The following is a 16,721-nucleotide window of genomic DNA, read 5'->3' on the forward strand; positions in this document are numbered from 1 at the left end:
TTTTATGTGTTGCTTGTTCTATTCTTATTTACCGGATTAGCGTTGAAAATTTACCTTAATGAAAGACCTTTTGAGCCTCGTGAAAGAGATTATGCCTTGGTGGGTTCATTCTACGTTTTTGCCATTTGGATTGGATTTGGAGTTTATGCCATCTATGACACGATCAAAAATTGGTTGCAACCTAAGATTGCCGGTCCTATCGTTATTGCCGTTACATTATTGGCAGCACCAGTATTGATGGCCGCTGAAAACTGGGATGACCATGACAGATCTGGAAAATATACTGCACTTGCAATGGCAAAAGCGTACCTAAGTTCGTGTGAGCCGAATGCCATTTTATTTACAATTGGCGACAACGATACCTTCCCGCTTTGGTATGCTCAAGAAATTGAAGGATACAGAACCGATGTTAGAATAGTAAACACAAGCCTGTTTATGACCGATTGGTACATCGATCAAATGAAAGCAAAAGCTTATGAGTCTGAGCCGATGCCAATTTCATTCACACACGATCAATACGTGGGCGACAAGCGCGATTACATCATCCATAATCCAAAAACGGAGAATCGCTGGGACGTCAAGGATTTCATCAACTTTATTGCAATGGATGATCCGAGAACAATTCTTGAGATGAACAACGGTCAAAAAATCCATTTCTACCCAACAAATAAAATCAGAATTCCTGTAGATAAAAATGCGGTTATTGCAAACAAGGTTGTAAGTCCTAAGCTATATGATTCCATTGTACCTTATATTGATGTAGACATCAAAGGACAGGCTTTGTACAAAAACAGGTTGATGATGCTTGACATTGTTGCCAATAACAATTGGAAAAGACCAATTTATTTTACAGGCGGAAGTTTTGGCGATGATGATTATATCTGGATGAAGGACTTCCTTCAATTGGACGGAATGGTTTACAAGCTGGTTCCCGTTAGAACTTCTCTTGAAAAAGCTGCAAGTCCATTGGATATGGGATTGATTGATTCTGATAAAATGTATGATATCGTTATGAAATGGGATTGGGGGAATGGAGAAAGTCCAAACATCTACCATGATCCTGAAACAAGAAAAAACAGCATTACTTACAGAACAAACCTTGCCCGTTTGATGGAGCAATTGATCAACGAAGGTAAAACGGATAAGGCCAAAAAAGTGATTGATTTGGCTAGAGAAAAAATGCCTTTGGAATATTACGGATTCTACACTATGCTGGAACCATTCGCAGCGGGTTATTACGAAGTAAAGGAAACGGCAAAAGCTAGAAAAATCCTTTCGCAACTGATTGTGAAATACCAAGAAAACCTGAAGTATTACAGTAATCTAAAATCGAGCGAGCAGATGGATCTTTATGTCGACATCATTACTGATATCGAACGATACAGAGATTTATTATTGGTGATGAAAGAAAGAGGTGATGTTGAGTTTTATAATTCAAACAAAGCTACCTTTAACACTTACAATAAAATGTTTGAGCGTTTCAAACGCGACAACGAATAGTTAAAAAGTGTATAAACAAAATGCCGTGCTATGAAAATAACACGGCATTTTTTATTTTTACAAAACCCTAAATGGTTTGCAATGAAATTCTACTGGATTAAAACACACTACCTCATCAAAAAGCTCTTCTCAGGCTTTGTTTGGGATTTGCCCAATAAAGAAAAAAAAGTCTATTTGACCTTTGACGATGGACCAACCCCAGAAATTACCGAATGGACTTTGAAGCAATTGAAACAATTTGATGCAAGGGCAACTTTCTTTTGCATAGGCGAAAACATTCAAAAAAATCCTGATATTTTCAATAAAGTAATCCAAGATGGACATTCAATAGGAAATCATACCTTCAATCATTTAAAAGGTTGGGAAACCCCAACAGAAGATTATATTGAAAATTTCAAGCAATGCGAAATTGAGATTCGAAAGCAATCTAAAATACATCCCGAAGCTTCTGCACTAAAATCTAAACTTTTCCGTCCTCCTTATGGCAAAATAAAATTTTCTCAATCCAGAATATTGAGAAAAATGGGATACAAAATAATAATGTGGGATGTTTTGAGTGCCGATTTTGACACGAATGTTTCACCAGAAGAGTGTCTGGAAAACGTGATGAAAAATGTAACAAGCGGAAGTGTGATCATTTTTCATGACAGCGTGAAGGCCTCTAGAAATTTAGAATATGCCTTGCCTAAAACATTGGCGTTTTTAAAAGAAAATGGATATAAGTGTGAAGCAATTTAGATTTGCTCCTGAACCAATCCGATGATCGTATTTGCATCCAATTCTCCTGATTGGCGCCAAATCATTTGACCATCTTTGTAAATCATCATCGTTGGCAAAGATTTTATACGCAAAGCATCAGCCAATTCTTGATTTTTATCCACATCGATTTTTATCACTTTAGCTTTATCTCCAAGTGCCGCAGCGACATCTCTAATTACCTCGTGCATAGACAAAGACTGCTCATTCCACTCTGTATAAAAGTCGATCAGAACAGGGATTTCAGCGTTTATAAGTTCTCCAAATTTTGACATAAAAAGAAATTTTATAGTAAACTATTATACAAATGTAGCATTTTTAACGAATTATACTACTCTAGAGCCTTTTTTTAGTTCGATAACCGTTATTTCGGGCCAAATTCCCACTCTTCCTGGATAGGCATGAAATCCAAAACCACGATTTACATACACGTATCTTCCCAAATTTTCATACAATCCTGCCCATTGCTTATAGACATATTGAACAGGACTCCATCTGAAAAACCCCGGTATCTCAATCCCAAATTGCAATCCGTGTGTGTGCCCTGAAAGCGTCAATTGGAAATGTTTTTCGTGGTTTTTGACTTCATATTCCCAATGAGACGGATCGTGGCTCATTAGAATCTTGAAATCCGAAGCTGACAATCCTTCCGAAGCTTTTGCCAAATCTCCAGCTTGCTTGAAATTGTGTCCCCAATTCTCTACCCCAACCAATGCAATCTTCTCCTCTCCTTTTTGGATGGAAATATTTTCGTTAAGCAGAAGTTTAAAATCGATATTTGAATGAATGTTTTTAATGGCTTCAAAATTATCGTTCTTGGCTTTTTGAGACGGCCAGCTTACATATTCACCATAATCATGATTTCCCAGAACTGAATATTTGCCAAATGTTGGTTTTTTTATACGCTTAAAAGTACTAATCCACTCATCCATTTCTGTGGCATGCGTATTTACGATATCACCCGTAAAAAGAATAATGTCCGCTTCTTGTTCGTTTATCAAATCTATCGCATAATTGATCTTTTCATGATTGTCGAAACTTCCGCTGTGAACATCTGATATTTGAGTAATCTTAAAACCATCAAAAGCTTCGGGCAAATCAGGGAAATAAACCGCTTGCTTGATTACTTTGAAATTATACTTACCTTCGAATATACCATAAATGATAGATGCAAATGGAATAGCAGCAATTCCCAAGGCAATCTGGCTGATGAATTTTCGCCTTGACGGAATATTGCTTACATCTGGATCATTGTTTACAAAATACTTGATGGCACCCATCCCCAGACGGTATATATCCTCTCCGAACATTATGAGCGTAAGGACAATTTTAGGAACATATATAACCAGCATGAGTCCTAATGTAAAAAGCGATTGCTTGTTCTGCCCTACCGATCTGTCAAAATTCGTAACAGAATAGATGATAAAAACAATTGCCAAGAGGCTCAGAATCTGATAGGAAATAAGAAACGGTCGGGCTTTGATAACCGTTCTGAAAGCTTGAAACGAATAAATCTCAATGAAGAGAATAATGATGATAAAAATAACCCAACGAATCATTTAATAATTTTTTGTACAAATTAACAACTAAGAAAACGCATTGTATTTTTTATTACCAAATATTTAACTAGAAATTACATTTACAGCTTGTTGTCTTGAAATTTTTCCAGCATTGAATTTTTCTTTTCTGATGATATGGAGAGGTGATCGCCGTTTTCCATAATTACAGTTCCACCGTCCTGTTTAAGGATTTTCTGAATTCGGGACAAGTTAACAATATGGCTCCTATGGATTCTCATAAAATTGCCCATGGCTTCGAGTCTTTCAAAATCGGATATTTTTTTAGCAACTGTTATCCTGTGCTTATCTGTGGTGTAAAAATGAGTGTAGGAACCATCGGCTTTTAAATATAAGATATTTTGCAAAAGCAGGAATGTTATACCATCTCCTGTATTTAAAGCAACTTTCTTATTCAGCGGACTTTCAAGATTATTTTGTAATGTCTTCAATTTTTCAAGATCATTATTGTTTTCTTCAACTTTGCTCAATGCTTTTTCCAAGGCCTCCAATCTAACAGGCTTTAAAATATATCCAACAGCTGAAAGTTCAAAGGCATTGATTGCATATTCGCTAAAAGCAGTAACAAAAATGATTTTGAAATTAATCTGACTTTCGTCGAAAAATTTCAGCAATTCCAGTCCAGAATATCCCGGCATAGCAATATCAAGAAACACAAGATCTGGCTTGTACTGATGAATTACTTTTACTGCATTGGGAACATCCTTGCTTTCTGCTACAATATCAATATGAGGATAATTCTCTTCTAGAATTCCCCTCAAGGCCAATCTGGCATTTACCTCGTCATCTACAATTATGGCTTTCATAAATTGAAATAGTTTGTTGGTTTTAAAGATATACAGAAAACCATAAATTATTCTATTATTGGAATATAAATCTTAATTCTCGTTCCTAATGGCTCGTCGAGTTTTGATTTCTTATCAATAGTTTCAATATCTATGGTAATGTCTGTAGTTTTATTGATGAGTTTAACACGGTTTTCGATTGCTTTTGTAGCAAAGGAAATGTGCTTTTTTATTTTTTGATTGATTATCTCCGAAGCTCGTCTTCCAATCCCATTGTCATCAACGGTAAAACACCAAATATCATTCAATATTTCTGCCTTAATTTCAAGTCTTTTTGGGCCTTCCTTATGCATCAATCCGTGCTTGATTGCGTTTTCTACAAATGGCTGAATAATCATCGATGGTATTTTGTACTGACTTAAATCTACATTTTCTGGAAATGAAATTTTGTATTCAAAATCATCTTCAAATCGTGCCTTTTCTAAAGAAACATAAAGATCTATCGTTTCAAATTCCTTCTCGATTGTTACTTCATTCTTATCTGAACTGTCCAAAATTTTACGCATCAGGTCTGAAAATTTACCCAAATAATCAGTTGCCTTATTTTTCTGATTGGAATAAATCAATCCCTGAACTGCATTTAATACATTAAATAAAAAATGCGGATTCATTTGAGATCGCAAGGCCGTTAGCTGCGACAATGCCAGCTGTTCTTTAAGTTCTTGGCTTTTCTTAGTCTTGATTTCGGCCCATCGGTACACTAAAAATAATAACGCCAAAAAAACCAAAACCGTTAGAGCTATAAACCAATATTGAAGCCAAAAAGGTTTTCTTATTGTAAAGTTGATTTCCTGTATTTCAGTATAATTATCCCCAAGTTTTACACGCATTTCAAACTTATATTCTCCAGGATTTAATGCCAAATAATTGATGTTTTTTGTTGTTGAAGGTTGTGAATACCAATTATCATCATACGCTTTCAGCCTATATTCATAATTATAATTTCCAAGGCTTTTAAAATGTATTGTATTGAATTTGATGTTGATATTATTCTGATAGTGCTTTAAGACAATCTCTTCATCTGATTTGATTTTTTTTCCATTTGCTAAAAATGAAGTAAACTTAAACCTTGGCAGGCTTACATCTTCGATAATATCTTTGTTGAAATAATAAACCCCTTGATTTGTTGCCAAAGCAACGGTTTTGTCGTCTACAAAAACATCATTAATTGTAATGCCTTTTATACAAAGATTCAATGCCGCATTCTTGACTTTCTTGGTCTTAAAATCAAAAATATCAAAACCATCATCGGTAACAATCCAAAGACTATTATCATCTATTTCTATCCTTCTGCAGTTATCATTTGATAGGCCGTTCATTACTGCTATACGTTCTACAACCTCTTCCTGTTTCAATCGCACAATACCATTTTGAAGCGTGGCAATCCAGATGCAGCCATCTTCATCTTGAAGCATTTCTGAACCGATTATTTCTTTTCCGTTTGGAAGCCTGATCTGTTTTTCTACACCATAGTTATCATAAACATATAAACCATCGATATAAGCCACGTAATACTTTCGTTCAAACTTGTCAAACAAAACACATTTTGCTCTTTTATCTCTAAAAACCAGCACTTTGTTATCAAATTTTCCGTAGTCTATAATTCTATATTTGGAATATGATTTTTCTACATTTGGAAGACCCGAAAGCGATTTGGAAATTAGTCCTCCAAAGTTGGAACTGGCCATCAAAAAATTTCCTCTATCGTCTTCTACAATTCCTTTTCCAAAATAAATAGGATTTGTAAACAATTTTGGATTACCAATATGAAAGAATCCATACGTTGTCAGAAGTATATTTTTTGAAAAATTTATAAACTCAATCGCATTATCTGCTTTTGTGTCATAGGTCAAAATTTCCTTTCCTTGTTTATTTACTTCTAAGACTTTTCCGTCGCTGGTTCCTATAAAATAATTGCCATTTGGACCTTGTTTTATTTTTGTATAATTCTTTTTCGAAAGTTTCTTTGAATCTTCAAAATTAAAACTCAATATCTGCTTGCTCGGCATAAGATATAATCCTTCATCTAAAGTACCAACCCAACTATTGCCTTCATTGTCTTTGACAATATCTGTAATACGCATGCCTTTCAAAAACGGACTTTTGAATTGATTGGCCTTGGTATCAATTTCATATAAACCGTTGTTAGAGCACAGCCATAAAGTGTTTCCAACAGAGCTTAACTTGTTGAAATAAGTGTTTTTTAACTCACTCGACAACTTTATCTGCTTTCCTGCAACAACACATTCATTATTTAAAGCCCTATAGTTGTAGCACAATTGGCCTTTAAATAATTCAAGAATTTTCAAACCGTCCTTTCCTGATTTTAAATTTAAAAGCTTATTATTCTTAAAAGTTATGATTTTTGATGATGTTGTAGCATATAGTTTTCTCGAATTTCTATCATAAATCATTGATAAAAACCCACTGGAATCATGTTTATCCAAAGCATAAACTAGCCTTGGTTTTCCTCCCTTTTTTAAAGTAAATATTTTGTTTTGGGTCATAATCCAAATCTGCCTGCCGGAGACAACATAATCTACAAGATTAGCTTTTTCTTCGAAAAGCAATTTCTTTGTAATGGGATCTTCTTCTAAAAAGTCATCTTTTAATATAAAAAGTTGGTTGGCAAAATTCTTACACCAAATCATTCCATGCTCATCTTCCTGAATGGCATTCACAGAATTTCCGAGATTATCTTTATACTTTATTTGCTTAAAATTTACTCCATCGTAAGTAATTAATCCTTTGTCTGTACCCAAATGCAACAATCCTTGGGAATCAACAAACAAATCATAGATAACCTCTGAAGGCAAACCCTCTAGAAAAGAAATTTTACGGGTTAAGGGTTCTTGAGAAAATCCAAGTTGAGTTAAAAATAGAAACACACCTAGCAGTAGTGTTTTTACTTTTTTGTATTTGAAATTTGGAGTAAGTGATTTAAAAAACACTGGATAATTATTTGACCATAAAATTAGCCATTATGCCCATATCTTCTGTATTTATTTTATGAAAGTGTTTGTTTCGTTCTCAAATTCGAAAATATACCGGACAATTGAGAGATATCAATTTTTGAATTCAAGATTTATGTTCAGAAAAACAGATAAGCGTATAAAAGTTTATAGTTAATAATTTAATTGATTTGCAATCTTAGTCTCAAAAGAATTAAATATAGTCAAAATTATCATTTCTCTTATTTTTATTAAATCTAAATAAATAGATTTGTACCGTAATTATAAATTATCATTATGAACAAAAATTATTTATTTCTATTGGCCTTTGTGCTTATACACAACCTAGGCTTTTCCCAAATATTTCAACAAATCACCGACCCCATTTTTCAAGGTGTTTTTTACGGAGATTGCACAGTTTTGGACATTAATAATGACAACAGGAAAGATATCCTATTCTCTGGAGCGGTTACAGACTATGTTACAGGAAACACTTCTGTTTATTCCAACACAACAGATGGTTTTTTCCAGATTAGCGAGGCTTTTTCCCAGATAATGTACACTTCAGTCACAACAGGCGACCTTGACGGAAATGGTTTTGCCGACATTGTCATATCAGGTGTAAGAAACGAGCCCGGACAAGAGCAAACTCCCGTTTTTGAAATCTACTACAACAACGGCGACGAGACTTTCTCGGTAGAGGCAGGAACAGGAATTCTGCCGGTAACCTATGGCTCGATAGAAATTGCCGATTTCAACAACGATGGACTCAAAGACATTCTTGTTAACGGAAACAATTCTAACACATATATTAGTAAAATTTACTTTCAAGAGGAAGGCGGTGTTTTCACAGATTCTGGAATCGCATTGGCGGGAACATATTTCAGCGACACTAAAGTTTTTGATGCAAATAACGACGGTTTACTAGACATTCTTATCACTGGTTTCAGCACCAGCTTTACTCCAGACACAATTCTTTACATCAATCAGCCAGATGGAACTTTCATGCAACAAGAAAGCGGACTCAACAAAGTTTACTTTTCTTCAATTGATGTTGCCGACATCAACGGCGACGGAAACTTGGATCTATTGCTCTCCGGTATGAGCCCTAATAATGACGGTATGAGTACAATCCTAACCATTTATGAAAACGATGGTCAGGGCTATTTTACAGCAATTGAAAATGATTTCACTGGAACCTACGGCGGAACCTCCTCTTTTGTAGATTATAATAAAGATGGAAAACTAGACGTATTTTCAATTGGCAGTAATACAGATAATGAAAACACCGTGCTATTATACACAAACAACGGCGACGGAACTTTTACCGAAGACACAGAAAACAGCGAAAACGTAAAGGCATTGAACATGTCAAAAGCAGTATGGTTCGACATGGACAACGATATGGATATGGACCTCCTGACCATTGGCTTTGCCGATAACGAAGGTTTCACTAAACTGTACCAAAATACACTTTTCACACAAGAAACGCCTTGCAACATCCTGCCAGGAAACAATATAGGTGATACTGGTTGCGAAACATTTACTTATAACGGCGTTCAAACAACCTACACCACAGTTCGATCTGCCGATGGAAAAATCTGGATACAACAAAACCTAGGAAGCCAAGCCATTGCCACTTCAGCTACAGATGTAAACTCTTTCGGCGATTTATTCCAATGGGGACGTTGGGACGACGGTCACCAACTGAGAGATTCCCAAATTGCTTCAACTGCACCAAGTCCTAATAACCCTGCTGGTTTAACGGACAATGCAAATTTCTTTCTTTCAAATCCAGAATGGTGGGACGGAGGAGCAGCTACAGATACATGGGAAGCAAATTCCTCAGACCAAACAACAGATACTAATGGTTGCGACCCATGCAAAGCCTTAGGTCAAGGCTGGAGATTGCCAACAGAAACCGATTGGCAAGAAGTAATCGAATCCGAAAACATCACCAACATCGCCACAGCGTTCCAAAGTAATTTGAAATTGTCCGTTGCCGGAACAAGATCCTCTAACAACATTTCCAATGCAGGCGTGAGAGGCTACTATTGGAGTAGCACCGTGAGTGCCACCAATACCAGCTATTCGAAATATTTATACTACAGCAATGCAATAGTAAATTCGGGTGCAGGTGGCTTCCGCGAACAGGGTTCTTCTATCAGATGTCTTAGAGACGCCACTTATTGTGATGTTGCCGTAGATCATGATGTGGAGCCAATTTCTTTGGTAAGTTTTGCAGACATTTATAACGAAACATCAGCTATCATAAACGCCACTCCAGGCTATGAAGATTTCACCGAAATTTCTACTCAGGTAGCAAAAGGCGACACCTATACCCTAACCGTAAAAGGAAATACAGGCCCTCTTGAACACGACATCCGTGTATTCATCGACTGGAACCAGGACAAGATTTTCGATATGCAAACAGAATACCAAACCATTTCACTTCTTCCTTCAACTGGAACCGATAACGTTACAGCTACTCTGGACATCACCATTCCAACAAATGCACCATTCGGATCTACCAGAATGAGAATCATCAAGGATATGTGGAACGTTTACGAAGAAGGAGAAATCGATGCCTGTCTTAATGCCTATTACGGTCAAGTGGAAGATTACACCCTAGAAATTGTAGGCGAAATCATTGAAAACCCCGTAACCGCCATCACCATCACAACCGAAAATGATCTTGACCCAATCATAACCGAAGAAGCCGGAACGCTTCAATTGATTGCAACAGCAACTCCTGCCGAAGGCAATCAGGATGTCACTTGGAGCATAACAGCAGGCACAGCATTCGCAACCATCAACAGCGATGGATTGGTAACGGCTTCTCAAAACGGAACCATAACCGTAAAAGCAACATCAGCCGAAAACAGTTCCATTTTTGCTACAATCGAAATCGAAATTACCAACCAACCTGTTGATTTCTGTATTCCTGTATTCGGAACTATAGAACCAATCACTTATGTAGGACTTTCTGATACCGATATTGACAACTATACTTCCGAGACAACCTCAGGAAATGCTGCCTACGAAGATTTCACTTCCATCATAGGAAATGTAAAGATCGGCGACATACATACCCTTACGGTAAAAGGAAACACAGGTGGTAATTACATGACCAACATAACAGTATATTTTGACTGGGACAACAGCCGAACCTTCGAAGAATCAGAAGGTACTTTTATTGGAACGCTTCAAAACTCAACCGGACTCGACGATCAGGAAGTTTCGCTTGACTTTACAATTCCTGAAGATGCCGCTATTGGCGAAATCAGAATGAGAATCCTAAAAAGATACGTTACCGTTGCTTCTTTCGATATTCCAGCCTGTAACCCGGGTGGTTTCGGTCAAGCCGAAGATTATACGCTTAACATTCAAGACGCACTTGGAACAGGAGATTTCAGTAAAGACAGACTGAAAATCTACCCAAATCCAACTACCGATTTCGTAACCGTTCAAACCGAAACCGCCATAAAAAACATTAAAGTATTCAACCAATTGGGTCAATTGATCACCACTCAAAAAGAGTCAAAAATCAGCCTTTCCAATGCGTCAACCGGAATCTATTTGATACAGGTTACTTTGGAAGACGACACAACCGTTACCCAAAAAATCATCAAAAAATAACATGTAGAGTTAGATTTGCCTTTAGTTAGTTGGAGTTGGAGAGCCGGTGCATTTATTTGCATCGGTTTTCTTTTTTACACGCTAAGTTTCGTATTTTTGAACCCTTACAAAACTGCAATTATGTCTCAAAAACGCCTTTACCTGCTCGATGCCTATGCCCTGATTTTCCGTGGCTATTATGCTTTTATAAAAAACCCAAGAATCAACTCAAAGGGTATGGATACCTCTGCCATAATGGGGTTCATGAATTCCCTGATGGACATCATCAAGCGTGAAAAACCCGACCATCTGGCCGTAGCATTCGACAAGGAAGGAAGTCTTGTAAGAACTGAAATGTATGCCGATTATAAGACCAACCGTGATGCAACACCCGAAGCCATCCGCATCGCCATCCCCTACATTCAGGATTTATTGAAAGCCATGCACATTCCGATCATCGAAGTGGCCGGTTGCGAGGCCGATGATTTGATTGGTACGATTGCTAAACAAGCCGAAAAGCAAAACTATCAGGTGTTCATGGTAACACCCGACAAGGATTTTGCACAACTCGTTTCCGAGAATATTTTCATCTACAAACCCGCCCGAATGGGTAACGGTATCGAAATTTGGGGCGTTCCCGAAGTATTAGCCAAGTTCGAAATCGAGCGACCGGAGCAGGTAATCGATTTCCTCGGAATGATGGGCGATGCCGTCGATAACATCCCAGGTCTTCCAGGCGTGGGCGAAGTAACGGCCAAGAAATTCCTCAAGGAATTCGGAACGATGGAAAACCTTTTAGAAAACACCCACTTATTAAAAGGCAAGATGAAGGAAAACATCGAAGCCAATAAAGAAAAGGGAATCCTTTCCAAAAAACTCGCTACCATCATCATCGACTGCGATGTAACCTTCAACGAGGAAGATTACGAACTCACACGTCCCGACATCGAGAAAACCGAAGCCATTTTCAAGGAATTGGAATTCCGCAGAATGTCCGAGCAATTCGACAATCTGTTCCGTACCGACCATAACGCTCCCGTGGCCAACAACCCAGAGGAAGCACGTTTATACAAAAAACCACAGCCTAAAAACGACGAGCAGTTCGACCTTTTTGCCCTTCCAACTACAGACGAAGCGACCGGAGAGGTAAGAACCAGCTACTACAACACATTAGAAAATACCGAGCACAATTACCAGATGGTGCAGGGCGATTTGGGTATAAAATTGCTGTTGCAAAATCTACTCAGCCAGCCGTCAGTCAGTTTTGATACCGAAACCACCAGCATCGATCCGCTTACAGCCGAGTTGGTAGGTTTGTCCTTCTCTTGGGAAAAAGGAAAAGGCTTCTACGTTCCGGTTTCAGAAAATCAGGAAGAAGCTCGAACGCTAGTCAACAAATTCCTTCCTTTTTTCGAAGCCGAAAACATCGAAAAAGTAGGTCAGAATCTAAAATACGATATAAAAGTCCTTGCCAATTATGGCGTTACCGTAAAAGGAAAGATTTTCGATACCATGATTGCCCACTATCTCATCAACCCGGATATGCGCCACAACATGGACATCCTTTCGGAAACCTACCTAAAATATTCCCCTCAATCTATCGAGGTGTTGATTGGCAAGAAAGGCAAGAACCAAAAAACAATGCGCGAAGTTCCAGTCGAAGAAGTAAAGGAATACGCCGTTGAAGATGCCGATGTAACTTTGCAATTAAAGGAACATTTCAGTCCCGTTTTGGAGCGCACCGCCACCAAGCAATTGTTCGACGAAATCGAAATTCCGCTGGTTCCGGTCCTTGCCGATATGGAAATGGAAGGCATCAACCTCGACATCAATTTCCTAAAATCATTATCGCAGGAACTGTCGAACGACATCCAGACACTTGAATCAAAAATATACGAGATTGCAGGAGAGAAATTCAACCTGGCCTCTCCAAAACAATTGGGCGACATCCTTTTCGACAAGTTGAAAATTGGCGGAGCCAAACAAAAGAAAACCAAGACCGGACAATATGCCACAGGCGAGGAAGTACTTTCTTACCTAGCATTGACAAGTCCGTTCGTGCAGGACATTCTCGATTGGCGCCAATTGGTAAAGCTTCAAAACACTTACGTGGAAGCCTTGCCGTTACAGGTCTGCAACAAAACAGGCCGTGTCCATACCGATTATATGCAGACCGTTGCCGCAACCGGACGTTTGAGTTCCAACAATCCGAACCTTCAGAACATCCCGATCCGTACCGAAAGAGGCCGTCAAATCCGTAAGGCATTTATCGCCCGTGACGAAAACTATACGTTAGTTTCTGCCGATTACTCGCAGATAGAACTACGAATCATCGCCGCCTTGAGTGGCGAGGAAAACATGATCAAATCTTTCCAAAACAACGAAGACATCCACAAATCAACTGCCTCAAAAGTCTTCAATGTACCGTTGGACGAAGTAACACGCGAGCAAAGAAGCCATGCTAAAACCGTCAACTTCGGAATCATCTACGGTGTTTCCGCCTTCGGTCTTAGCAACCAGACTTCGCTTTCCCGTGCCGAATCGAAAGAATTAATTGATGCTTACTACGAAACCTATCCAAGACTGAAAGCCTATATCCAGGAGCAGGTAGAAAGTGCCCGCGAACTCGGCTATGTGCAAACCATTTCCGGCCGCCGCCGTTACCTCAAGGACATCAATTCACAAAACATGATGGTGCGTGGTGGAGCCGAACGAAATGCCGTAAACGCCCCAATCCAAGGAAGCGCCGCCGACATCATCAAAATCGCCATGATCAACATCCACAAACGCCTAAAAGACGAAAACTGGAAAAGCAAAATGCTCCTCCAAGTGCATGATGAGCTTGTCTTCGACGTTCACAACACTGAGCTCGACCGCATCCAAGGTATGATCAAACACGAAATGGAAAACGCTTTTATACTTTCTGTTCCGTTGGAAGTGGAGATTGGCGTTGGTAGGGATTGGCTTGAGGCGCATTAAGAAGCTTTTATGAAATTGTGGGCAATTGACTTTCTAAGAAAATATAATTATGAAAAAATGTATACTTCTACTTCTTATGTTTATTAACTTATATAAAGCTAATTCGCAAATTGTCATTGAGGAATTTGTATTTGAGAATGGCGTAGTTGAAAACGGGATTTATACTTGTAATAAGTTTGATTGGAAAATAAATATCCCAGAAGGAACAACAATTACACCTGAATATCGGATAGACGAATTAGAAGAAAAGGGATATAATGCTCTCAAAACAGAACTCCCTGAAGGAATTCAAGTGAGAAAAAATCGACCTCATTTAATTGGTTTTGGTTTTAACAAGTATAATATCTTTTCCGCATCTTTCGAAAGTCTTGTTGGTACTAAACAGATGACCTTAGCAGAACACCAACAGTTTTTAGCAGATCTAGCGAAAAAAACTTACGATAATACAGAAAAAATAAAAGCCACTTTTATTTTGAGTTCAGAGAAAATTGGAGATCATGAATTCTACATAATAGAAACTAAAATATTTAATAAAACATCAGATGACTTGATGTTGACACAGATATTATATAACACATACATCGGCACAAATTTATTTAGTGTTTCAATGAGTTTTACTAATGAAAAGCATAAAGAAATTCTAATTAATAATTTTAAAAAATCTCTAATTAAATGATTGAAGTAATAATAGCCATCCCAGAAAACATTTGCTAATTATTTACTTTTACACACCAAAAATGCCCACCCTAAAACAAATACGAGAAAAACAAAACCTAACCCAGGAAGAACTGTCCGAAAAGTCAGGAATCTCCGTACGCACCATCCAACGAATCGAAGCCGGAACACCCCCAAAAGGCTACACCCTCAAAACCCTCTCTAAAACCTTAAACATTCCCGAAAGCTTTTTTTTAGCCGAAGAAACACCCGAAACCATCATCGAAAGTGATGCTAAACTTACCGTAGAAACCACCGAAATCAACTACTCAAAAATCAAACTCATCAACCTTTCCTCTATTTTATTTGTAGTCCTTCCGCCTCTCAATATTTTAGCACCGCTTCTTTTAAGCCATTTCCTCAAACAAAAAAACGAACTCACAAAGCAAATCATTTCCGTCCAAATCCTCTGGACCATCCTCGCTCCAATCGTCTTCCTGCTCGGTATTTTTCTAAAACTCGGGCGCACTTTTACACTGGTACTGATGATTTCTATTGTACTCTCAAACATCATCCTCATACTCCTCAACGCATCCGAAATCGACCGTAAAAACAAACTGCGCCTCAAGCTCAATTTCAGTATTCTATAAGCCCCGCCACCACATTGTCGGGTTTTTGTCGGGTTCTTTTTTTGCATCAAAAACACGAAAAGCAAACCTTTGTCAAAAATTTTAAAGATGACAATAAACCGCTGCATCCCGCTCTTTTTCCTGCTCTTTTCTTTCATCAAAACAAACGCACAGCTCGAAAAAACCGACGCACTTTACAAGACCATTTTAGCGAAAGACAGTCTCCTTTTTTCTGTCGGATTCAACACCTGCGACATTATCCAATTCGAAAATCAAATGAGCAACAAGTTGGCCTTTTATCACGACAAGGATGGTTTTTCTGATAAGGGAAAATTCCTCAACGACATAAAAAACGGACTTTGCAAAGACCCTCAAAAAAGGCAAGTAAAACGAATTTTGGAAGAAGGAAGCACCGAAATTTTTCCGCTTTATAAAAACGGAACACTTTACGCAGCCATTCAAAACGGCACACACCTGTTTGCAGAAAACCTAGAAAAACCTTCGGGTACTGCTAAATTCACCCATCTTTGGACACTCGAAAACAACGACTGGAAACTAACAACTTCCCTCAGTTTCGACCATCAGCCCTATCAAAGCAAAGAGCCTCCTTTTGAAAACGACAAGCAAATAGAAGAATTCCTTAAACAACACAACATCCCAACCCTCGGACTCGGCATCATCAACAACGAAAAGTTGCAGGAAATAAAAGTTTTTGGCGAAATCAAAAAAGGAGTTACCGCTCCCTACAACACCCTCTTCAATGTTGCCTCGCTCACCAAACCCATTACCGCAATGGTTGCTTTGCAATTGATAAGTTTAGGAAAATGGAAACTCGACGAACCGCTTTACCACTACTATACCGACCCCGATATAGCCCAAGATCATCGAAACAAGAAGCTCACAACACGATTGATTTTGAGCCATCAGACCGGTTTTCCAAACTGGAGATGGATGAATGAACCCAAGAAGCTCCGCTTCGAATTCGATCCCGGAACAAAGTACCAATACTCGGGCGAAGGCTTTGAATACCTGCGAAAGGCCCTCGAAAACAAATTCAAGAAACCCTTGAACCAATTGGCCAACGAGCTTATCTTCCAACCACTAAAAATGGACGACACCAATTACATCTGGGATAAAAATACCGATGCATCAAGATTTGCAATTGGTTATGATAAGGATGCAAAACCCTACGAAACCATCCAAAACAAAACA

The 16,721-nt window shown here is 38.3% G+C and carries 10 protein-coding genes and 1 pseudogene; 7 read left to right on the plus strand and 4 right to left on the minus strand.

Features of this window, described 5'->3' with window-relative positions:
- Together ACI6PS_RS15770 and ACI6PS_RS15775 are read left to right on the plus strand one after the other, a co-directional pair.
- Positions 1 to 1,500: pseudogene (locus ACI6PS_RS15770) on the plus strand (hypothetical protein); the annotation flags it as partial.
- Positions 1,501 to 1,581: 81 nt separating this feature from the next.
- Positions 1,582 to 2,238, plus strand: coding sequence for a polysaccharide deacetylase family protein (locus ACI6PS_RS15775; protein ID WP_421013535.1), 657 nt, complete (start codon positions 1,582 to 1,584; stop codon positions 2,236 to 2,238).
- Here the strand turns inward: ACI6PS_RS15775 and ACI6PS_RS15780 are convergent.
- The 4 genes from ACI6PS_RS15780 to ACI6PS_RS15795 all read right to left on the minus strand — a co-directional run bounded on the left by ACI6PS_RS15780 (position 2,235) and on the right by ACI6PS_RS15795 (position 7,629).
- Positions 2,235 to 2,531 carry a thioredoxin family protein gene (locus tag ACI6PS_RS15780; protein ID WP_421013536.1) on the minus strand — a complete coding sequence of 99 codons (297 nt, stop codon included), beginning with the start codon at positions 2,529 to 2,531 and terminating at the stop codon, positions 2,235 to 2,237. The genes ACI6PS_RS15775 and ACI6PS_RS15780 overlap by 4 nt on opposite strands.
- Positions 2,532 to 2,582: 51 nt before the next feature.
- On the minus strand, positions 2,583 to 3,815 hold the full coding sequence (locus ACI6PS_RS15785; RefSeq protein ID WP_421013537.1) for a metallophosphoesterase: 1,233 nt from the start codon (positions 3,813 to 3,815) through the stop codon (positions 2,583 to 2,585).
- Between the two features lie 80 nt (positions 3,816 to 3,895).
- A complete protein-coding gene (locus tag ACI6PS_RS15790) occupies positions 3,896 to 4,639 on the minus strand; it encodes a LytR/AlgR family response regulator transcription factor (protein ID WP_421013538.1) in 744 nt (247 codons plus the stop codon).
- 47 nt (positions 4,640 to 4,686) lie between these two features.
- Entirely contained in the window at positions 4,687 to 7,629 is a 2,943-nt protein-coding gene (locus tag ACI6PS_RS15795) for a histidine kinase (RefSeq protein WP_421013539.1), read from the minus strand.
- 297 nt (positions 7,630 to 7,926) lie between these two features.
- Between ACI6PS_RS15795 and ACI6PS_RS15800 the strand changes: the two genes are divergently transcribed.
- The 5 genes from ACI6PS_RS15800 to ACI6PS_RS15820 all read left to right on the plus strand — a co-directional run.
- A complete protein-coding gene (locus tag ACI6PS_RS15800; protein WP_421013540.1) occupies positions 7,927 to 11,268 on the plus strand; it encodes an FG-GAP-like repeat-containing protein in 3,342 nt (1,113 codons plus the stop codon).
- A 117-nt stretch (positions 11,269 to 11,385) separates the two neighbouring features.
- Positions 11,386 to 14,226 carry a DNA polymerase I gene (gene polA, locus ACI6PS_RS15805; protein ID WP_421013544.1) on the plus strand — a complete coding sequence of 947 codons (2,841 nt, stop codon included), beginning with the start codon at positions 11,386 to 11,388 and terminating at the stop codon, positions 14,224 to 14,226.
- Between the two features lie 49 nt (positions 14,227 to 14,275).
- Positions 14,276 to 14,902: a hypothetical protein gene (locus ACI6PS_RS15810; RefSeq protein WP_421013541.1), complete on the plus strand. Its 627-nt coding sequence runs from the start codon at positions 14,276 to 14,278 to the stop codon at positions 14,900 to 14,902.
- Positions 14,903 to 14,963: 61 nt separating this feature from the next.
- Positions 14,964 to 15,530 (plus strand): helix-turn-helix domain-containing protein, encoded by a 567-nt coding sequence (locus tag ACI6PS_RS15815; RefSeq protein ID WP_421013542.1) that lies wholly within the window; start codon positions 14,964 to 14,966, stop codon positions 15,528 to 15,530.
- An 87-nt stretch (positions 15,531 to 15,617) separates the two neighbouring features.
- A partial coding sequence (locus tag ACI6PS_RS15820; protein WP_421013543.1) for a serine hydrolase domain-containing protein occupies positions 15,618 to 16,721 on the plus strand: 1,104 nt, incomplete at its 3' end.

Source organism: Flavobacterium sp. PLA-1-15, from assembly GCF_049060005.1.
Lineage (GTDB): Bacteria > Bacteroidota > Bacteroidia > Flavobacteriales > Flavobacteriaceae > Flavobacterium.

What these genes read in the sequence shown, in the direction of transcription:
- ACI6PS_RS15775 (WP_421013535.1), top strand. Translation starts at nt 1,582, where the DNA reads ATGAAATTCTACTGGATTAAAACACACTACCTCATCAAAAAGCTCTTC.
- ACI6PS_RS15780 (WP_421013536.1), bottom strand. Translation starts at nt 2,531, where the DNA reads ATGTCAAAATTTGGAGAACTTATAAACGCTGAAATCCCTGTTCTGATC.
- ACI6PS_RS15785 (WP_421013537.1), bottom strand. Translation starts at nt 3,815, where the DNA reads ATGATTCGTTGGGTTATTTTTATCATCATTATTCTCTTCATTGAGATT.
- ACI6PS_RS15790 (WP_421013538.1), bottom strand. Translation starts at nt 4,639, where the DNA reads ATGAAAGCCATAATTGTAGATGACGAGGTAAATGCCAGATTGGCCTTG.
- ACI6PS_RS15800 (WP_421013540.1), top strand. Translation starts at nt 7,927, where the DNA reads ATGAACAAAAATTATTTATTTCTATTGGCCTTTGTGCTTATACACAAC.
- ACI6PS_RS15810 (WP_421013541.1), top strand. Translation starts at nt 14,276, where the DNA reads ATGAAAAAATGTATACTTCTACTTCTTATGTTTATTAACTTATATAAA.
- ACI6PS_RS15815 (WP_421013542.1), top strand. Translation starts at nt 14,964, where the DNA reads ATGCCCACCCTAAAACAAATACGAGAAAAACAAAACCTAACCCAGGAA.